The 19,918-nt window shown below is 47.4% G+C and carries 20 protein-coding genes and 1 riboswitch; of the genes, 16 read left to right on the plus strand and 4 right to left on the minus strand.

The genetic code is table 11. The annotated features are described in order from the left end of the window. Positions 1-49 precede the first annotated feature (49 nt). Both BN1080_RS02255 and BN1080_RS02260 read left to right on the plus strand, forming a co-directional pair. The gene (locus BN1080_RS02255) at positions 50-628 is read left to right on the plus strand and encodes an RNA polymerase sigma factor (RefSeq protein ID WP_052650130.1); all 579 of its coding nucleotides are present in this window, start codon (positions 50-52) and stop codon (positions 626-628) included. Continuing rightward, positions 609-1,328, plus strand: coding sequence for an anti-sigma factor (locus BN1080_RS02260; RefSeq protein ID WP_052650132.1), 720 nt, complete (start codon positions 609-611; stop codon positions 1,326-1,328). Before BN1080_RS02255 ends, BN1080_RS02260 begins: the two co-directional genes overlap by 20 nt. Positions 1,329-1,391: 63 nt before the next feature. Here the strand turns inward: BN1080_RS02260 and BN1080_RS02265 are convergent, their stop codons facing one another. Next, complete coding sequence (locus tag BN1080_RS02265) at positions 1,392-2,255, minus strand: alpha/beta fold hydrolase (protein WP_052650134.1); 864 nt, start codon at positions 2,253-2,255, stop codon at positions 1,392-1,394. Positions 2,256-2,417: 162 nt separating this feature from the next. On the opposite strand from BN1080_RS02265, the gene BN1080_RS02270 reads away from it, so the two are divergent. The 5 genes from BN1080_RS02270 (at position 2,418) to BN1080_RS02290 (ending at position 7,264) form a co-directional block, all read left to right on the plus strand. Then, positions 2,418-3,317 carry an SDR family NAD(P)-dependent oxidoreductase gene (locus BN1080_RS02270; RefSeq protein WP_052650136.1) on the plus strand — a complete coding sequence of 300 codons (900 nt, stop codon included), beginning with the start codon at positions 2,418-2,420 and terminating at the stop codon, positions 3,315-3,317. Between the two features lie 19 nt (positions 3,318-3,336). Then, complete coding sequence (locus BN1080_RS02275) at positions 3,337-4,239, plus strand: SDR family NAD(P)-dependent oxidoreductase (protein ID WP_052650138.1); 903 nt, start codon at positions 3,337-3,339, stop codon at positions 4,237-4,239. Between the two features lie 285 nt (positions 4,240-4,524). Next, a complete protein-coding gene (locus tag BN1080_RS02280; RefSeq protein ID WP_052650140.1) occupies positions 4,525-5,325 on the plus strand; it encodes an alpha/beta fold hydrolase in 801 nt (266 codons plus the stop codon). A 13-nt stretch (positions 5,326-5,338) separates the two neighbouring features. Further along, positions 5,339-6,277 (plus strand): GGDEF domain-containing protein, encoded by a 939-nt coding sequence (locus tag BN1080_RS02285; RefSeq protein WP_052650142.1) that lies wholly within the window; start codon positions 5,339-5,341, stop codon positions 6,275-6,277. A 144-nt stretch (positions 6,278-6,421) separates the two neighbouring features. Next, entirely contained in the window at positions 6,422-7,264 is an 843-nt protein-coding gene (locus BN1080_RS02290) for an STAS domain-containing protein (protein WP_052650144.1), read from the plus strand. A 56-nt stretch (positions 7,265-7,320) separates the two neighbouring features. Here BN1080_RS02290 and dapA read toward each other — a convergent pair whose 3' ends face one another. After that, on the minus strand, positions 7,321-8,211 hold the full coding sequence (gene dapA, locus BN1080_RS02295) for a 4-hydroxy-tetrahydrodipicolinate synthase (RefSeq protein WP_052650146.1): 891 nt from the start codon (positions 8,209-8,211) through the stop codon (positions 7,321-7,323). Positions 8,212-8,337: 126 nt separating this feature from the next. Further along, positions 8,338-8,516, minus strand: a riboswitch (Lysine riboswitch). A gap of 104 nt (positions 8,517-8,620) precedes the next feature. On the opposite strand from dapA, the gene BN1080_RS02300 reads away from it, so the two are divergent. From BN1080_RS02300 to BN1080_RS02330, 7 genes are all read left to right on the plus strand, one after another. Next, positions 8,621-9,229 (plus strand): SAM-dependent methyltransferase, encoded by a 609-nt coding sequence (locus BN1080_RS02300; RefSeq protein ID WP_052650148.1) that lies wholly within the window; start codon positions 8,621-8,623, stop codon positions 9,227-9,229. Between the two features lie 59 nt (positions 9,230-9,288). Further along, on the plus strand, positions 9,289-10,137 hold the full coding sequence (ypfJ, locus tag BN1080_RS02305; RefSeq protein ID WP_052650150.1) for a KPN_02809 family neutral zinc metallopeptidase: 849 nt from the start codon (positions 9,289-9,291) through the stop codon (positions 10,135-10,137). A 134-nt stretch (positions 10,138-10,271) separates the two neighbouring features. Further along, a complete protein-coding gene (locus tag BN1080_RS02310) occupies positions 10,272-11,438 on the plus strand; it encodes a TraB/GumN family protein (RefSeq protein ID WP_052650152.1) in 1,167 nt (388 codons plus the stop codon). A gap of 118 nt (positions 11,439-11,556) precedes the next feature. Next, positions 11,557-11,802 carry a hypothetical protein gene (locus BN1080_RS02315; RefSeq protein WP_052650154.1) on the plus strand — a complete coding sequence of 82 codons (246 nt, stop codon included), beginning with the start codon at positions 11,557-11,559 and terminating at the stop codon, positions 11,800-11,802. Positions 11,803-12,513: 711 nt separating this feature from the next. Next, positions 12,514-12,819, plus strand: a complete 306-nt coding sequence (locus BN1080_RS17485) for an efflux RND transporter permease subunit (RefSeq protein WP_052650156.1) — start codon at positions 12,514-12,516, stop codon at positions 12,817-12,819. Between the two features lie 240 nt (positions 12,820-13,059). Continuing rightward, positions 13,060-14,424 carry a DHA2 family efflux MFS transporter permease subunit gene (locus BN1080_RS02325; RefSeq protein ID WP_234398987.1) on the plus strand — a complete coding sequence of 455 codons (1,365 nt, stop codon included), beginning with the start codon at positions 13,060-13,062 and terminating at the stop codon, positions 14,422-14,424. A gap of 166 nt (positions 14,425-14,590) precedes the next feature. Next, entirely contained in the window at positions 14,591-15,805 is a 1,215-nt protein-coding gene (locus BN1080_RS02330) for a NupC/NupG family nucleoside CNT transporter (protein ID WP_052650159.1), read from the plus strand. A 248-nt stretch (positions 15,806-16,053) separates the two neighbouring features. Here BN1080_RS02330 and BN1080_RS02335 read toward each other — a convergent pair whose 3' ends face one another. Then, positions 16,054-17,007 carry a nuclease-related domain-containing protein gene (locus BN1080_RS02335; RefSeq protein ID WP_234398913.1) on the minus strand — a complete coding sequence of 318 codons (954 nt, stop codon included), beginning with the start codon at positions 17,005-17,007 and terminating at the stop codon, positions 16,054-16,056. Between the two features lie 350 nt (positions 17,008-17,357). On the opposite strand from BN1080_RS02335, the gene BN1080_RS02340 reads away from it, so the two are divergent. Both BN1080_RS02340 and BN1080_RS02345 read left to right on the plus strand, forming a co-directional pair. Further along, positions 17,358-18,656 (plus strand): NCS2 family permease, encoded by a 1,299-nt coding sequence (locus BN1080_RS02340; protein ID WP_052650162.1) that lies wholly within the window; start codon positions 17,358-17,360, stop codon positions 18,654-18,656. A gap of 99 nt (positions 18,657-18,755) precedes the next feature. Next, positions 18,756-18,941 (plus strand): hypothetical protein, encoded by a 186-nt coding sequence (locus BN1080_RS02345; protein ID WP_052650164.1) that lies wholly within the window; start codon positions 18,756-18,758, stop codon positions 18,939-18,941. A 37-nt stretch (positions 18,942-18,978) separates the two neighbouring features. Here the strand turns inward: BN1080_RS02345 and BN1080_RS02350 are convergent, their stop codons facing one another. After that, positions 18,979-19,884 carry a MerR family transcriptional regulator gene (locus BN1080_RS02350; RefSeq protein ID WP_052650165.1) on the minus strand — a complete coding sequence of 302 codons (906 nt, stop codon included), beginning with the start codon at positions 19,882-19,884 and terminating at the stop codon, positions 18,979-18,981. Between the last annotated feature and the right edge of the window lie 34 nt (positions 19,885-19,918).

A 19,918-nucleotide genomic window follows, 5' to 3' on the forward strand; every position in this document is an offset into this window, starting at 1 on the left:
TGAGTTATAGTAAGCTTGAGGAATGAAATCTGAATAAAGGGGACCAGTTATGGAAAAAAGTTCAGACTTTGTTCTATATGAACGTGTGCGGAACAAAGACAAAGAAGCGCTTGAACAATTATACGACCGCTATGAAAAAATTCTGTTCTCGTTTCTTTTGAAAATAACCGAAGACCGGGATTTGGCAGAAGAAGCGCTGCAGGAAGTTTTCATCAAAGTATGGCGGGGCGTCGGGGAATACGATGAAAGCAAAGGGAAATTCACTTCCTGGCTGTTCACAATGTCACGGAATGCGGCTATTGACTTGATCCGCAAAAAGAAAAAGCCATCGGTGGCGCTTGAAGAAGCCGGAGAGCTGGTCAGTCCGGAATCGAGTGTGGAAGAAACAGCGGAATGGCAGGAAAAGAAAGAACAGATCCAACTGGCTGTAAAAAATTTATCGGCAGAACAGCAAAAAATGGTCCAGTTGTTTTATTTTAAAGGATACACACATGAAAAAATTTCTGAGCTATGCGAGGTTCCGCTCGGGACTGTTAAAAGCAGGATACGGCTTGCTTTGAAAAAACTAAAAGGGACTTTGCACGATGTGCAGGAAAGGGGGACTCACCATGGCGAAACTGAATTGTGACCACGTCATCGATTATTTGAACGGAACGCTCAGTAAAGAAGAACAGCTTGAATTTGAACAGCATTTGAAAACCTGTGCAGATTGCCAGGAAATCATTGAAATGACCGGCGACCTCCCTTATCTTGCAGATCCTGTCGAGCCGCCGGCCGGCATGAAAGCGAGAATCTTATCCAATGTTTTTGAAGAGGAAAAAGAGCAGGAGAAACCGGTGGAATTGAATCGGGAACCGGTGCCGCTTGCGGCCAAGAAGACGCTGAAAAAGAAAAATAGATGGCCTGTATTGATTGCCGCCGCTCTGTTCGTGTCTTTGCTCGGCAACGGCTATGCGCTTTTGAAGCTCTCGGAACAGCCGGAAACGAACGATGAGATGGCCTTCCAGTCCATTGACCTGCAGCCAAATGAAGTATTTGGCGGCACTGCGAAAGCAGCCATCATCCGGGAAGAAGAATCGTTGGAACTGGTTGTTCAGGCGGAACAGCTCGAAGCGCTTGAAGGCGAGCAAGTCTACCAGATTTGGCTATTGAAGGAAGGCAAACCGATTCCAGCGGGAGCATTTACGCCAAGTGAAGAGGGCAAAGGGAATGCGTATTACAGTTTGGAAGACAATACCGAAGACTGGGATACAATCGCCATTACGCTTGAGCCGCAAGCGGGCAACGAGACGCCTAAAGGGGAAATCGTGTTAAGCTCCGAGATTTAATGTGCAGAAGCGATATAGAAAGAAGAAACGGACAAACCGCTAAGGGGTTGTCCGTTTTTTGATTTAAACTTTCTTGAAAAAACGCTCCAATTCTCGCGCCGTTTCTTCCGGCGCTTCTTCCGCCAAATAGTGGCCGCAGTCAATTCCGCGCCCTTGGACATCATCTGCCCAGCCCCTCCAAATGTCCAGAACATCATATAATCCCGGCAATTCGCCTTGCTCACTCCAAAGCGCAAGCAGGGGGCAGGCGATTTTCTTCGTTCCGCGGTCCTGTTCGTCCAGTTCAAAATCAAATGTTGCACCGGCCCGGTAGTCTTCGCACATCGCGTGGATCGTTCCTGGGTTTTGAATGCCGCGCAGATAATCCGCCAGGGCCTCCGGATGGAACAGGTCCCGGCTGCCGCGAAAATAAAAATGGTCTGGGTTTTCACCAATCATTTTCTCCGGCAAGTCGAAAGGCTGTGACAGGAAAAACCAGTGCCATGTGCTTGAGGCAAATTCTTTATTGGTTCTTCGGAAGGCCTCGCCCGTCGGGATGATGTCGAGCACCGCAAGTTTTTCGACAGCTTCAGGAAAATCGAGCGCCAGCCGGTAAGCGCAGCGGCCGCCACGGTCGTGTCCGGCAACGGAGAACGGGGCAAATCCAAGCTTTTTCATTAATTCGATTTGGTCTTTGGCCATGGCGCGTTTGGAATAGCTGGAGTGGTCAGCCATGCTTGCGGGTTTTGAACTGTCGCCGTAGCCCCGCAAATCCGGCATGACCAAAGTGAACTGCCCGGCCAGCAGCGGTGCGACTTTATGCCACATCATATGGGTCTGCGGATGGCCGTGCAGGAGCAGGAGCGGCGGACCATCTCCTCCGATGCGTACACGCACTTCGACTTCTTTTAAAGCAATGGTCTGCAGCTTAAAGTTTTCAAACAGCATAACATGGGCCTCCTTTGGCGGTTCTGTGTTACTTAAGAAATTCTCGTGAATTCGGCATACTCCTCCCTAATGTTTGAATATACAGGCTAGCGGCGTTTTTATTGCGGAGAAAGGGGTATGGCAGAAGCAACAAAATATTCTTTACCTGAGGAGGAGGTTCGAATGGCAGAAGGAACGTCCAGGCAAGGTCTGACGGTCGTCATCACAGGAGCATCAAGCGGGTTTGGAAAGGGAATGGCGAAGCGGCTGGCAGCAGAAGGGGCGAATGTGGTTTTGGCAGCCCGCCGAACAGAGCTGATTGAGCAGCTAGCTGAGGAATTGGGGCCGAATGCGATTGCGGTGACGACGGATATCAGCCTAGAAGGCGACATGGAACGGCTGATGGATACGGCGCTTGCTGATTTTGGCAAAGTGGATGTCTGGATTAACAACGCGGGTCTTGGGATTATCGGTTCGTTCACAGAAATTCCGCTTGCCGATCAGATGCGCCTTGTTCAGGTGAATCTCATAGGGACAATGTACGGAAGCCGCTTCGCTTTGAAGCAATTTCAGCAGCAAAGCTACGGAACTTTGATCAACCTTTCTTCTTTTGCCACCAGTATTCCGCTTCCTTTCGGGGCTGCTTATACGGCGACGAAATATGGGATTTCAGGACTCAGCAAAGGCTTGTATCAGGAAATGCGGCTGGACGACTGGAAGGATATTCATGTCTGTGCAGTTCATCCATGGGTGACGGATACGCCTTGGACTGAGCATGCCGGGAACTACAGCGGACATGCCATTGAAATCGGCCCTGCAGATGACCCGGAAGAAGTCATCGAAGAGATTCTGGAACTGATCGATCATCCAAAAGAAAGCTTGGAAATTGGCTTTAAAGTTAAAGGCGCAGCAGTCATACACAAATTGATGCCGGATACTGTCGAAAAATTGGATGGCCATTTCTTGCACAAGATGCTAAAGAGCTCGCCGCCAGCCGAACCGACATCCGGCAGTTTGTTTGAACCAAGGAGGGAAGGGAGCGGCGTATCTGGCAATATGCGTGAACGTTTCCGCAATAAATAAGCGGCAGGGAGGAAATCGCATGGCTGAAAATGAAAAAAGGCAAGGATTGACCGTTGTCATCACAGGGGCATCAAGCGGGTTTGGAAAAGGAGTGGCGAGGCAATTGGCTGCTGATGGAGCGAACCTTGTGCTTGCGGCCCGCAGAACTTCACTGATAGAAGAATTGGCCAATGAACTGGGTTCGAATGCCATTGCCGTTACTACAGACGTCAGCAAAGAAAAAGAGATGAAGCAGCTTTTTGAAGCCGCGCTAGCCGCTTTCGGAAAAATCGATGTTTGGATCAACAACGCAGCAGTAGGTGCAATCGGCCCTTATACAGAAGTGCCGGGAAAAGATATGGCACGCGCAGTTGAAATCAATGTTATCGGTACGTTGATCGGCAGCCACTACGCTTTGCGCCAGTTCAAGCAACAGGGCCATGGGACCTTGATCAATATCGGATCGGTCGCCGGAAAAGTGCCGTTCCCTTACTATACGCCTTATAGCACCACGAAATTTGCCGTCATTGGTTTGACAGCCTCGCTCCATCAGGAAATCGAGTTGGAAGGGCATAAGGATATTCATGTCTGCATGGTCCATCCATGGGCAACCGACACGCCATGGTTTTTGCATACGGCCAACTATACAGGGCATGAAGCGGAAATGAAGCCGATGGACGACCCGGAACCGGTCATTGAAGCCATCATCAGCCTAATCGACAATCCGCAGGAATCCATTGGAGTGGGATCGAAAGTGAAAGGCACTGCGCTGTCACGGAATCTTATGCCAAAATTGACGGAAAAGATGAATTCCGTCCAAGTGAAAAAAGTGATAGAAGATGCGCCGCCAGCACCTGAAACTTCTGGCAGCCTTCATGAACCCCTTGAAATTGGCACTGAGGTTTCAGGTGGTATAAGGGAACGGATGAAGCTGGAAGACTGATGGCCAGAAGAAAACGGACCGAAAAGGTTCGTTTTTTATTTATGTGGTAAACAGTGAGCGCTTCATCTGTTTAATAGGCCTTTAGGACTCAAGCGCGATGAAAGAAATTTAATACTTTGGCTTAGCTGCAGATTTTAGTATTTCATTTTGTCGAACTATTAGCGCATATTGGATATACAATGCTAAGCCCGGCTTGAACTGCTTTCGCTTTTATCAATAACTGTTAATATGGACTGTAACAACTATTTTTTAGTTAAGAGCATTGAGGCATTGGGAGTGGTTAAGATGAGAGAAGAAATCATTAAAAGAAATAATGTGCGGATCATAGGGGAAGGGAAGCAGACGCTTGTATTCGCCCATGGATTCGGCTGTGACCAGTATGTTTGGAACCAGGTCGCTCCGGCATTTGAAAACAAGTACCGAATTGTGCTTTTCGATTATGTAGGATCCGGAAAAAGCGATAAATCGAAATACTCAACGGAACGCTACAGTACGCTGCATGGCTATAAACAGGATTTGCTGGATCTGTGCGATGCTTTGAATCTTCGGAATGTGGTTTTTGTCGGGCATTCAGTCAGCAGCATGATCGGAATCCTTGCTTCAAATGAACGCCCGGAGTTGATCACGAAGCTTATCATGATTGCACCATCGCCTTACTATTTGAACGAAGGGGATTATCAGGGAGGTTTTGAACCGGCCGATATTGATGAATTGCTGGATATGATGGAAGTGAACTATAAAGAATGGGCAAAATACTTAGCCCCGGTTGTGATGCAAAACCCGGATCGCCCGGCCTTGACGACGGACTTTGAAGGCATTCTTTCTTCAAACGATCCAGTGATTGCCCGCCAATTTGCGGAAGTCACTTTTAAATCCGATATGAGAGGCGAACTTGGAAAAGTCCGCGTTCCAGCCTTGATCCTGCAGACTCAATTTGACGCCATCGCGCCGATTGAAGTCGGGCGCTATGTGCATGCACACATCGAAAACAGTAAATTTATCATTATGGATGCGAAAGGGCATAATCCTCATCTTAGTGACGTGGAAGAAACAGTCGCCCATATCCAGCAATATCTGAACGAATAGGAGTGAATAGGGGATGGAAGAGCGGTTAAATCAAGCGCCATTCGGTTATTTAGTGATGGATCTTGAAGGCAAGGTCGTGGAAATGAATTTGGAGATGAAGCGGATTTGGGGCAGGGGTGAAATGCCTGAGCACATTCATGAAATGCTGACAACTGCTTCGCGTGTCTATTTTCAAACGTATTTCTTGCCTGCTGTCACTTTACATAAAAGGGTCACTGAAATGTCCTTAATGATCAAAAGTGAACGAGGTCCAATTCCTGTTTTAATGAACAGCATCGAGCGCAACGGATTTTTCGAATGTGCAATGATTGAGATGACGATTCGCGGCGAGTATGAGAAAGAACTTCTTTTGGCGAAGAAACAAGCAGAAAAGATCAATCAGGAATCGGCGGAAGCCAACGCGCGTCTCCAAAAGCTGCTTGCAGAAGTGGAAGCGAAGCAATTGGAGCTTGAAAAACTTAACGGCGGCCTGAAGCAGCAAGCGGATACGGATGCTTTGACAGGATTAAAGAACAGGCGTTACCTGGAAAAAGAAATGGATAACTTGCTGGGGCGGGCAAAGGAAGGTTTGCCTCTTACGACTTTGATTATTGATATTGATTATTTCAAGAAAGTCAACGATACATACGGACATCATACTGGAGATCTTGTGCTCCAGGAATTAGCGGGCAAGCTGAAAGAAGAGGCGGAGGCTTTCGGCATAGTGGCCCGGTTAGGCGGAGAAGAATTCTTTATCGTTTTGCCCGGGTTTGAACAAGACCAGGCACTGAATCTTGCCGAACAGATCCGGCGGCGCGTGGAAATGGATGAATGGGCGCATACTCCGATCACCGTCAGTATCGGAATGGCTTCGTTCTCTGAAAAGGACGACGAAGTTACCCTTTATACCCGTGCCGATGAAGCGCTGTATGCTTCCAAAAAAGGCGGGCGCAACCGGGTGACGGCTCTTTGAGCAGAGCGCAGAATGTTTAGCAGCTGCCGGTGGTTTGGCGGCAGCGAAAAAATTTGCTTTTTAATTTGGAATTGCAGTATGCCGGAGCCCCTAAAGGCGGTTATAATAAATTCAAAACAATAGCGAAAACCGTGGGGGATCTGGATGGATAAAGAAATTAAAATGCTTGGCAGTCGGGTGGAAGAAGAACGGTATGTCATTGCTGAATTGATACAGGAAGAAGTTTCGAAAAACATCAGTTTTGAAGAAGCAGAACAACTCGCCAGCTTTATTGATGCAGTCACTGAATTCCGTGCTGGTTTTATCGGATTGCTGGCCCAATCATTTGAACATTTTTTGGATCCGCAAACAGCTTATGATGAAATTTCTATGTGGGGAGAAAAAACCGGCAATTATTTTCTAGACCAGAACATGGCGCTTGATGCGGCCTTGGCAGAGACGTCTCTTTACCGAAAACATATCGGCAAACTCATTAAAACGGAAGCGATGCGAAATCAAATCAAGCTTGAACGCCTGTTTGAAATTATGGAGTATTTCCATACTCTGTTAGACCATGCCGCTTATTCTTACAGTTTCGCCTATATCCATTCTTATCAAAAGAGCCTGAAAGATGCGCACGATGAATTTATGAAATTATCTGCACCGGTTGTTCCTGTAAATGACCAAATTGCGATTTTGCCGCTGATTGGCGAAATTGATATCGACCGGGCCCAGTACATTTTGGAAAAGACGTTAATGGAAGCGAGCCGGTTAAAAATTTCCACCTTGATCCTGGATTTATCAGGCGTTGTAAAAGTCGATGCGGTAGTAGCGGAACAAATCATCCGGGTGACGCAGTCGCTGAAGCTGATCGGAGTGCACAGCATGCTGACCGGCATCCGGCCGGAAATTGCCCAGACCATCATCAGCTTGGGAATCGACATTAGCGAGCTGTCGCTTGGAGGCAGTTTAAAACAGACGTTTAAAAAACTTACAGACAATCAATAAAAAAACTGCTGAAGCGATAGTTGCTTCAGCAGTTTTGCTTTGAAAGGGCCAGGTTTTTATAGTTTAGAAAGGTTGGCCGGGCTTTCTGCCAGCACTTGTTGGAGTGCGGATAGTTCCTGCTCATTTAACGGGACCATCGGCAAACGCACGCTGCCGACTTCAACGCCGCTTAAGTTCAACGCGGTTTTAACGGGCACTGGATTTGGCGCCGCAAACAACGCATGCATGACCGGCAATAATTTCCGGTGCAGCGCTGCTGCTTCCTGGACATTGCCGCCTTTGAAAAGCGTAATCATTTCCTGCATATCATTTCCGATAACGTGGGCTGCCACTGAGACGATTCCTTGGCCGCCGATCGAAAGCATCGGCACGGTCAGGCCATCATCACCGCTGTAGACGGCAAAATCCGCTGGAGTGTTTTCAATGATGGCTGCTGCGGCGTCCAGATTGCCGCTCGCTTCTTTAATTGCGACAATATTGTCGATAGCCGACAAGCGAATAGTGGTTTCCGGCAACAAATTTACAACGCTGCGCCCAGGAATGTTATAAAGCATCACCGGGAGGCGGGTTGAAGCCGCAATCGCATGGAAATGCTGGAACATGCCTTCCTGGGAAGGCTTATTGTAATATGGAGTCACCAGCATCACGCCGTCCACGCCCATTTCTTCTGCGGCCCGCGTCAATGCAATGGAAGCCCGTGTGTCATTGGAGCCGGTTCCTGCAATTACTGGAATTCGGCCGTTCACGGTTTTAACGACAAATTCGAATAAGGCAATTTTTTCATCTGTCGATAGTGTAGGGGACTCACCGGTCGTTCCGGCCACCACCAATGCATCGGTGCCGTTCGCAATTAAATGCTCCACCAATTTTTGTGTTGCCCCGAAATCTATATCGCTTTGTGCGTCAAATGGCGTCACCATGGCTGTTACTACTTGTCCGAAATTCATCATACCACCCTTTTCTCATTTTTTAGTTTGCTTTCAGCGGTTAACGGGTTGGTCCTTAACAAACAAAAAGCAGCAACGAGGGTCTCGTTGCTGCCATAGAAACAATGTCATGCTTTTTGTTTCTTTGTGTCAGATAGCCCTCCATATAGTTTCCTATATGACAGTCCAGCATTTTTTCAATGCAGAACCAGCGATGGCGGTTATGAGCCTTTCATCGCTTCGGCAAATTCCCCTTTCAGCATACGTCAACGGATCCCATACTCCTCGGTAAGCGTACTGATGGTCTTTGCTCCTCTATCCTCACCCGGAATAATCGGGCAAGAAAATATTGAATTAGCTAGACCATATCAAAAAAAATAGGAATTTGCAAGCCATGTGGAATGCTTTTTGAAAAAAGGAGGAGATCAGTATGGAAGAAGAAAAGCGCCGGGACAAAGAATTGCATATACAGACCTCGGAAATCCAGCATGATTTTCCCGAATCGGTTCACCATCATCGATATGAACCGACGCCTTACGCGCTTCTTGATCAATTATTTGCCCGGTACAGCTTAGCTGATTCGGATCGCATCGTCGATTTTGGAAGCGGAAAAGGGCGTTTGAATTTTTACCTTCACCACCGCTTCGGGGCAAAAACTGTTGGCGTCGAAATGAATCCCCATTTTCATGGACAGGCGCTGGAAAATTTGATGGCCTATGAAAAGAAATGGAAAACAGCAGGTAAAATCCAGTTTATCCAGTGTCTGGCACAAGATTACCGCATTCAGCCGGCGGACAATAAATTCTATTTTTTTAATCCTTTTTCAGTCCAGATTTTCATCAGCGTTTTGAACAATATTCTGGAATCCTATGAACAAAAAACAAGGGAGATCGACTTGATCCTCTTTTTTCCTTCGGATGACTTTATTGATTACTTGGTGCATTGGACGCCATTTGAACTGGCTGAAGAGATGGAATTGCCTGCTTCCGGAAAGGATTTTCGGGAACGCTTCTTGGTATACCGGCTTTCTGAGTATTGATTTGAAAACTTGTAAATGTGGGTATAACGGAAGAAAGAGGCTGTTTAAGGAGTGGTTTGATGAAGTGGCGAGGTAGAAGAGCGAGTGGAAACGTAGAGGATCGGAGAGGCTCGGGAGGCGGCGGAAAATTAGTTGCCGGAGGCGGAATCGGCGGTTTGCTGATTGTGCTGCTTGTGGCGTTTCTTGGCGGTGATCCGGGAGCGGTATTGGACGGCCTTGGTTCTGGCGGAACCCAGACGAATGAACCTTATGTGGAGACGGAGCAGGAAGCGGAGCTGTCCGATTTTGTGGCGGTTGTCCTGGCGGATACGGAAACGGTATGGACGCAGGTTTTTGAAGAGGAAGGCATGGAATACGTGGAGCCGACCTTAGTGCTTTTCGATGGCAGCGTAAATTCAGCTTGCGGAACAGCGGGAGCAGCAGTCGGTCCGTTCTATTGTCCGGGAGACCAGAAATTGTACATTGACCTCAGTTTTTATGAAGAGCTGCAGAATCAGTTCCAAGCACCCGGTGATTTCGCAATGGCTTACGTGATTGCCCACGAAGTCGGCCATCATGTGCAGAACCTGCTCGGCGTAATGAAGGAAGTGCAGCCGCTCAGAAATCAACTGAGTGAAGAGGAATATAATAAGCTGCAAGTGAAGTTGGAACTTCAAGCCGATTATTACGCAGGAGTCTGGGCCCATCATGCGCAAGGCATGGACCTGCTGGAAGAAGGGGATTTGGATGAAGCGTTGACGGCTGCCAGTGCGGTCGGCGATGACACAATTCAGAAGCGCTCGCGCGGCTACGTCGTGCCTGAAAGTTTTACGCACGGCACTTCTGAACAGCGCAAAACCTGGTTCTATAAAGGATTTAAAGCCGGAAACCTGGAAGCGGGCGATACATTCAACGCCAAAGGCCTGTAACGGGAAAGCGAGGAAAATTGAAGAACTGAAGAGTCCGGCATTGATATTTTCAGCAATGTGATTCATTATTGAAATAGACAGTCTTTTCACGCAGCGCGCGAGGGGAAATTAGGTTCTATAAAGGAAGTAAATTCATGCAGGAAGAAAATATTACACGCATCCAGCTGGATGGTCGTGAGGTTGTGCTGATCGGTACAGCCCACGTTTCCCGGCAAAGTGCGGAACAAGTAAAAACGGTGATTGAACAAGAGCGCCCGGATTCGGTGTGCATCGAATTGGATGCACAGCGCTACCAGTCTGTTACGGAAAACAGCAAGTGGAAGGAAACGGACATCTTTAAAGTGTTAAAAGAAAAGAAAGCCAGTCTTTTGCTGATGAACTTGGCCATTTCTTCTTTCCAAAACCGGCTGGCGGATCAGTTCGGCATCAAACCGGGACAGGAAATGATTCAAGGCATTGAATCGGCGAAAGAAGTAGGCGCTGACCTGGTGCTTGCTGACCGGAACATCCAAGTGACGTTCTCGCGGATTTGGGGAAACCTGGGTGTCATGGGCAAAGCCCAGCTTTTGACCTCCGTATTTTTCAGCATCTTCAGCAAAGAAACCATTTCGGAGGAAGACTTGGAAAAAATGAAATCACAGGATACGCTAAACGCAGTATTGGATGATTTTACCCAGTCTTTTCCTAAGCTGAAACAGCCGCTTATTGATGAACGGGACCAGTATCTGGCCCAGAAAATCAAAGAAGCTCCTGGTGAAAAAATCGTGGCGGTGCTTGGCGCGGCCCACGTACCTGGAATCACGAAAGAAATCCATAACGAACATGATTTGGCGAAACTGTCCAAAGTGCCGGAGAAATCGAAATGGCCGAAAATTATTGGCTGGATGATTCCGATTGTCCTCGTCGCGTTGATTGCGATTACGTTTTACAACAACCCGGCAGCGGGAATCGACCAGACCATCAGTTGGGTGCTCTGGACCGCCTCGCTTGGTGCAATCGGGGCCGCAGTGGCGTTTGGCCATCCATTCGCCATTTTGACCGCCTTTGTGGGAGGGCCGATCGGGGCGCTGCATCCTTTGCTTGCAGCCGGATGGTTTTCTGGCCTTGCCCAAGCGTATGTACGCCGGCCGAATGTCGGGGATTTTGAAACTCTCTCAAAAGACGTATTCACGGTTAAAGGTTTTTGGGACAATAAAGTTACACGGGTGCTGCTGGTTGTCGTTCTTACCAATTTAGGCACAGCAGCAGGCAATATCATCGGCGGGGCCGACGTTATCCGCCTGTTTATCCAAAATCTATAATGTGCGAAAGCCGAACGGAGTTCTTTGCCGTTCGGCTTTTTCTTTTCATTGTATAAAAAAGTAAGGAAAAGGGTATAGGGTAGAAAATCATCCGCTTCCGGTTAAGGAGGAGTAAAGAATGGGTTTCTTCCTCGTCGGCATCCTTTTATGGACGCTGGTCATTGCTTCGGTCGTTTTATTGATCTATGGTCTCTGGAAACATTCCTGGAAAGTCCTTGTTTGGAGCGGAGCTGCACTATTGGTTCCAATGCTCACCATTTTTCTTGGCGGGCAAGGGATTTGGTTCCGTCTATGCATCGTCCCGCCTCTTGCCATTTTTGCGGCCGCTTATTATCTGAAGCAAAAAACGATACAGCCTCTTTAAAAGTGGATTGGGGATCTTTTCCTCAATCCATTTTTTATAGGATTTCAAGATGGAAGTATGGAAATAATTAAACATTAGTTATACAAAATTGGAGAGGAGATTGATTATGAAGTACATATTGGAGCAGGGAAAGCTGTTTTTATTTTCACTATTTATTTTTATGCGTATCAGTGTATATGTATTTGACGTGTTGCCCCTGCTTGAAATTCCTGACCCCCTAGCCTCGTGCTGATTTCGACGATTCTTCCGGGTGCAGGTCCGGAAGAAATTGAGAACTCTATCACGAATACGATTGAAAGAGAAAGTCAGTAGCCGACGGATAGCGCCTGTCCAATCCATTTCTTCCAATTCGGCTTCCACGGCTGTTCTGTTTGAAGAAGTGACAACCATTGAATTGATGGACCAAAAACAGAAGATATTGTGACCTATGTAGGCGAACCCGCAATTTCTTATACGGTTTTCCTGAAAACTGCCCAGGATGCGCCTTCAGTAGGCAAAAATGTCACTGAGATAGGTTATTGAAGCATTCGATGAAGACCTGCCAGGCGGCATTAAAGCCGAACACTACGAATCACAAGCAGAAAATGCCAATTTGATTTTGAAGGCTTATATATATTTATTTATTGATTGCAGTTCAGGCGTCTGTATTGATCGGGTTGATCCCGATCCCGCTCACGGGTGTCGACTTGAACCAGATTTCCGTCATCGGATTTGATCATTGCCATTGGGATACTGGTTGATGACAGCATTTTCGGGAATGATAATATCCAGCGCCGCTACAAACTCGGCGATTCCCCGCTTGACGGCGCCATAACAGGGGTGCGGGAAGTGTATCCTTCCATCATTTCTTCCAGTTTGACGATTGTTGTGACGTTTTCTACATTATTGTTCTTGTCTGGCGGAAATGGGGCGTTTATTAAAGCGCTGCCGAGCATTCTCATTACGACTATTATTGCGTCTACGGTCCTTTCGATTACGTTAGTGCCGGCTTGGCATTCTCAAGCTTGTTCACCTTAGTGATGATCCCATCGCTTTACCTGGTCTTTTACCGGATCAATCACCGTAAAAAGAAAGCGGCCTAAAAGACTTTGCGCATCGCTTTTCAGCTATGCGTTTTTTTCTTTTGGCAAAGGGTAATCAGGGTACTAAGAATAAATGCAGGTTTTCCGCATGGCGAGGCAGGTGAAACCATTGGAGAATGCAGGAGTGCCAGTGAAGGAGAATGATTTTCGCCGCGGCCCTTTTCTGGGCGTGTTGATGGCAGGCGTCTTCGTCGCTATTTTAAACCAGACGTTGTTGGCAACGGCATTGCCGCACATTATGGAAGATTTGGAGATTAATGCGAATACGGCCCAGTGGCTGACAACCGTCTTCATGCTGGTCAACGGGGTCATGATTCCGATTACCGCTTTTTTGATTGGAAAATTTTCAACCCGGCAATTGTTTCTTGCCGCACTTGGCCTGTTCGCAGCAGGTACGATTATTTGTGCTATAGCACCCGGATTTAATTTATTGATGCTTGGGCGCATCATTCAAGCTTCAGGCGCCGGCATTATGATGCCCTTGACCCAAACGATTCTCTTTTTGGTTTTCCCAGTGGAAAAACGCGGACAGGCAATGGGACTGTTCGGGCTGGTGATTTCCTTTGCACCTGCGCTGGGCCCGACTTTATCAGGGTGGATCGTTGGCCTGTATCCGTGGCGGGCGTTGTTTTATATCGTCATTCCAATCGCCGTCATCGACCTGGTTCTTGCTTATTTTTTGTTGCGCAATGTGACAAAACAGACGTTTCCGGCTCTCGATATCTTGTCGGTGGTGCTGTCGACGCTCGGATTCGGCGGAATCCTCTATGGCTTTTCGAGTGCCGGCAATACCGGCTGGAGCAGTGCGCCGGTTTTGGTTTCAATCACCGTCGGAATCGTTTCGTTGATTGTCTTCATCCATCGGCAATCGACTTTAAAAGAGCCGCTGTTGGAGTTTAAAGTTTTTTCCTACGGTATTTTCACGTTATCAACTATTTTAAGCGTAATCGTCTTTATTTCGATGATTGGCAGTGCGACAATTTTGCCGATTTACATGCAGACAATGCATGGCTTCAGTGCGCTTGAATCAGGGCTCATGCTTCTGCCGGGCGCTTTGGTCATGGGATTCATGAATCCGGTAACCGGCAAAATTTTTGATGCGGTCGGCGGCAAATGGCTCGCCATCGTCGGTTTGTCCATTGTCACCGTATCGACTTTTCAATTCACAGCCTTGACGACAGCCACTTCTTTCACTTACTTAACGGTTATGCACGCCATCCGGATGTTTGGCGTTTCCATGGTGATGATGCCGGTGACAACTGCCGGGTTAAATCAGCTGCCTGAGCGGCTTGTTCCGCACGGCACGGCCATGAGCAATACGATGCGCCAAGTGTCGGGGTCGATCGCCACGGCGCTGCTTGTAACGATCATGACGGGCACGGCTTTGGATCCCGTGCAATACGGGGCAGAGGGCCTGGTGCGCGGCGTCAATATTTCCTTTATTGTTGTAGGCGTGCTCAGTGGCATTGGAATCTTGTTGGCATTTTTCTTAGGAAAAAAACAGCCGCAAAAAAGTAGAAAAGAAATCAAGAAAGAGTGAATTTTCACGGCATTGGCACTTTTCCCGGACAACCACTTTGTCACACGATAGCCATTTACTTCTCTTTTGGAATTTGGTAAGATGTCTGACGACAGAGGACTAATCTGCTAAACAACCATCGGGAAATGAAAGCGTTTCACGGTGGAATAAATAATGAGGTGAAGTTGTGAATTTATTATGGGGCATCTTTGGGATTTTCGTCGTACTGGGAATCGCCTTTCTTTTATCAAGCGGCAAAAAATCAATTAAGCCAAGAACAATTATTGGCGGATTGGCGATTCAGTTAACTTTCGCCTTCATCGTGCTCGAGTGGGAAACCGGAAGAGCCGGTCTATTGAAATTCTCTGGATTTGTTCAGAATATTATCGATTATGCTGGAGAAGGGATTGCGTTCGTCTTCGGGCCAGCGGCTGACACGACAAACTTTGGTTTTGTGTTTGCGTTCCAAGTATTGACCGTTATTATCTTCTTCTCCGCATTGATTTCAGTGCTGTACTATTTGGGCGTCATGCAAATCGTCATTAAATTGCTTGGCGGCTTGTTGTCGAAACTTCTTGGCACAAGCAAAGCGGAATCCATTTCAGCCGCTGCGAATATTTTCGTTGGCCAAACAGAAGCGCCGCTTGTCATTCGTCCATTTATCGCGGGAATGACGCGCTCCGAATTATTTGCTGTCATGACAGGCGGCCTGGCTTCTGTAGCCGGTTCGACTTTGGCAGGATACGCACTTCTCGGTGTGCCTCTTGAATACTTGTTGGCGGCAAGCTTCATGGCTGCCCCAGCCGGTTTGATCATGGCGAAAATCATGATTCCTGAAACAGAAGATGTTTTAGAAAGAGAAGACATCGTAATGGAGAAAGATAAATCGTCTGTAAACGTCGTCGACGCGGCGGCTAGAGGTGCCGCAGACGGCTTGCAATTGGCATTGAATGTCGGTGCCATGCTTTTAGCGTTTATCGCTTTGATCGCTCTTTTGAACGGTATGCTTGGCGGAATTGGCGGCTGGCTCGGCTTTGAAGGGTTGACGATTGAAGGCATCCTTGGATTCGTCTTCGCACCTCTTGCTTGGGCAATCGGTGTTCCATGGGCAGAAGCTGTCCAAGCGGGTAGTTTCATCGGACAAAAATTGGTCCTCAATGAATTCGTAGCTTACACTTCTTTTGCTCCTGAAATTGCCAACTTGTCACCTAAAACTGTTATCGTAGTCAGCTTTGCGCTATGCGGTTTCGCTAACTTAAGTTCATTGGCTATCTTACTTGGCGGCCTTGGTGCCATGGCGCCATCACGCCGTCCGGATATCGCGCGTCTTGGTATTCGCGCGGTTGCAGCAGGTATGCTTGCATCTTTGCTGAGTGCATCAATTGCCGGCATGTTCATGTAATAGGATTCGGCCAACCCCTTATCTGCGAAGAAATTTGCGGATGAGGGGGTTTTTTGTTTTGTCGGGCTGTTTCGCCGGCGAAACAGCCCTGGTTTTGGCATGCCGGTCGGTTTTTCAATAGGCTGATTTTGTTTGCGCTCGTTGGGGTGGGAATGCGCGCGTTGGCAGAGAAATACGCTCGTTCAAATAAATTTGTGCGCGCTCAGAGAGAAATGTGCGCGCTACGCATCTAAAAGCACACATTGCTTCTAATCTTTCAATCGATAACACCGTGCTTTCGATTCGCCGGTCGTTTGCAAATCAAATTGGCTTAATAACCGCCCAGCCACATGGCGAGAATCGAGTCCGCAAAACTCGCGAAATCTTTCATACGTAATGGTTGTATCGATTAAAGAGAAGTATTCCTGCAGCGCAAACTCGTGAGCCAGCAGATCCTGATGATGGCAGGACTGACAATGCCAACTCCGTTTCGTTCGGAACATCGTGAGCGATTGACAGTTTCGGCAAAATACACCGGCCTTCAATTCCCTAGGATGGATAAAATATCGTTGGCACAATGGAATTTCTACAAAAGGGGTTTGACTTGATAGCAGCATATTTTTTATTTTGAGAAGTGGAAGGTTCGCAGCCGTTGGGGGATGGGCTTCATGAATTTTCAAAAGCATTTCCGGCATCTGATAAGTTTTGCAAATAAGGGTGCGGGCTGGTTTTGAGATGAACTCGCACTTTTTCGCTGTGAAGACGATGAGGCCTTGAACTGGCAGGGGAATCTTATGTTTCTTGAACCAGATGGATAGAAAACGGACGTTCTTGCGGAGTTGAATCTGCGGATCTTCCATGACGGTTTTCACGCTGTCTTCATCAAATCGGTAAAACTCGCCAGTCTTTTCATCGAAGTGGATTTTGCCGCTGATGTTCTTGGACTCAATCACAATCGCGCAGCGTTTTGTCAAAAGCAATCCGTCCATTTGGATAGGCCAATTGCCTAATTGTAATTGAACATTCCACATCACACTATAATCCTCATCTAAATAAAACTCATTGAACCGGGCTTCGATTCGATGTTCGCCTCTTGTTCCGGAAGCAGTGCGGTGCAGCTCTTTCTGAAGATAACTTTGACTTTGATGCTCAGCCGGCAGCCGGTTAATTAACCGTTCCAATCCTTCCGACCGGGCCATCATTCCGATTGATCTCTTTTCCATAAAACACCTCTTTCAACTGAATTAAATGAAGTATAGCACTCTTTAAATAAATTTAGAGAAACGATTTTAAAAACAATCATGTGCCTGCTTTTCGCTTACAAAAAGGGGAGATGAGGCGATACGCGCGTTCATTTGAATTTGTGCGCGCTCAGAGAGAAATGCGCGCGCTCAAACAGATTTGCGCGCGTTCAAAATAAAATGCGCGCGCTCATAATTTTTACCCAATCACTATCAAGCTCCATCCCTTGACACACCTGGTTTTTTCGATTACACTCCTATATTGGCTCACCTATTTTATTTATTGGGAAGAGCGGGTTGGGAGAGGGCTAATTTAATAGAAGGTCGTAGAAATGAGTAATTGGATGGACCGGTTTTTTGGTCTTCAAATGAACGAAACGACAGTTAAACGGGAGATGTCGGCAGGTGTCATCGGCTTTTTTACCGTAGTATACATCATTGCCGTCAACTCATTGATCTTGTCCGAATCGGGCATGCCGCTTGAAGCCGCGATTATCGCGACGATTGCAGCGTCCGTATTTGGCTGTCTCGTCATGGGCTTCTGGGGCAATACGCCGATTTTGCTTGTGCCGGGCATGGGAATCAATGCGTTATTTTCTTATACGATGGTGCAATCCATGGGCTTGTCTTGGCCTGAAGCATTGACAGTGGTTTTTGTATCCGGCATCATTTTTGTCATTATTGCGTTTACGCGTTTGGCAAAAATGCTGAGTGCTGCCGTGCCGTATTCGCTGAAAGAAGCGATTACGGTTGGACTTGGTTTATTCCTCATGCTGATCGGTCTTGAAAAAGGCGGCATCGTGGTGAATGGTTCCAATTCGATTTTGGCACTGGGCTCTCTTGGCGAGGCGCATGTCCTGGCAACTGTTTTGACTTTTGTCGTCGCAATCGTGCTGTTTATCCGCAATGTTCCGGGGAATTTCCTGATTACGATTGTATTGGGTACCGTGATTGCTTCCTTCTTCGGATTGATTGATCCGAGCGGAATGAGCGGATCGGGCGTCGAGTTGTCGGAAGCGTTCGCCGTTTTCGGTGCTATGACGTTTGACGGCATCTTGTCGATGACATTCTGGATTGCCGTGTTTTCCTTGACGATGGTCATCGTCTTTGAAAACATCGGTACGGTGCAAGGGCAAGTGTCGTTCATCGAACGCCCGCAAAAGTTTGGCCGCGCATTCCAGGCGACTTCGGTTTCCGCGATGGCCTCCGGCATATTTGGCACGAGTCCGACAGTGGCGAGTGCTGAAAGTGCGTCAGCCATGGCTGCTGGCGGCCGCACAGGCCTGACTGCAGTCACCACCGGCTTGCTGTTTCTCGTTTCGGTATTCTTCATCCCCGTCATCAAACTGATACCGGACAGCGCCATTGCGCCGATCCTGATCATCGTGGGCGGACTGATGCTCCAGAATATCCGCAACTTGGACATGAAAGACATGAGCGAAAGTTTCCCGGCGCTATTTATCATTGCGCTGATTCCGTTTACGTACAGCATTGCGGACGGTATTGCCATCGGCTTTATCTTGTACCCGGTGCTGAAAATCGCAATCGGAAAATGGCGGGAAGTCTCGATGACGCTTTACATCATTGCAGGCTTGTTCTTAGTGAATTTTGTTTTCCACGTCATCAGTTAAATGAAATAAAAAACGCATCTGCAAAAGCAGGTGCGTTTTTCGTTGCTTTAAAGCAGTGCTATAATAGAAGCAAGAGATCTGAAAGGAGTGGCACGAAACATGAAATACACGAAATCCAAGATGGAGCAGCTCGTGAACGATCATCCGGAGTTGAAAAAGCGCCTGAAAGTATTGATGAAAGAGATGGAACTGGAAAAAAGCTTTGCGTTGAAAGCCTTGTACCATTCGGAAGTAACGGATAACGGGCCTTACCAAAAAGACTATCAAGACCTCGACCTTCAGTAAGAGCAGATTTTTTAAGCTGCTCCAACGATAAAACCCCTTAAGCTTTGCTTAAGGGGTTTTTTGCTTGTTGATCCAGCCATTCTTGCCATAAATCGTAAGAATCGCCAAGGAACCATCTGTTTTTTTCGGATTTCTGTTCGTTGATGCCAGCACCGCCGATCAAGAATTGCATTTCAGGCTTTTCTGCGGCAATGCTGTCGATGTATTGATTGATCGCAGGCAGCATGTGCGGGGAAGAAACTGCCATACAAGTAATTTCAATATCGTGTTCGATTGTCAGCTGGGCAATGCCGTCAAGCGGCGTATTTTCGCCAAAGTACATCACCTGGTAGCCGTTTTCGCGCATGAACAAACTAAAAAGCAATAAACCTAATTGGTGATGCTCACCGCTCGGGCATAGAGCCATCACTTTTGGCAACTCAGGTAAAATCGGGAATACCCGGAAAAATTGGTTGAAGCGCTGTTGGACAATATTGGTGATCAAATGCTCATGCGCTACCGTCAACGAACCGTTTTCCCACTCTTCGCCGATGCGGACCATTAGCGGCACGATGATGGAAAAGAACACGGTCCGGTAATGGAACAATGAGAAATGAAGATCCAATAGATAATTGAACCGTTCGGTGTCCATTTCGGAAGCTGCCAAATACAGTTCCTGGACTTGTTTATGGTAAGGCTCTGAACTTACAGATTCAGGCGTTTTCTCTTTTTCAACAGGATTTCTTTTGGAAGCGTGCAATTGTTTCACGGCTTCGCTGATTTTAATGCCTCGATCTTGTACTTGAATTTTAAGCCATTTTAAATCTTCGAGGTTCTGATCCGAATAAAGCCGGTGTCCGGATTCCGTACGCGCAGGCGTAATGGCGTTGTAACGGGTTTCCCACGAACGGATCGTCACTTTCGGCATATCTAAAATTTTGGCAGCTGCTTTAATATTGTACATAGCATTACCTACATTTCTTTAGATTGTTTGTATA

It is taken from the genome of Planococcus massiliensis, from assembly GCF_000821325.1.
Lineage (GTDB): Bacteria > Bacillota > Bacilli > Bacillales_A > Planococcaceae > Planococcus > Planococcus ruber.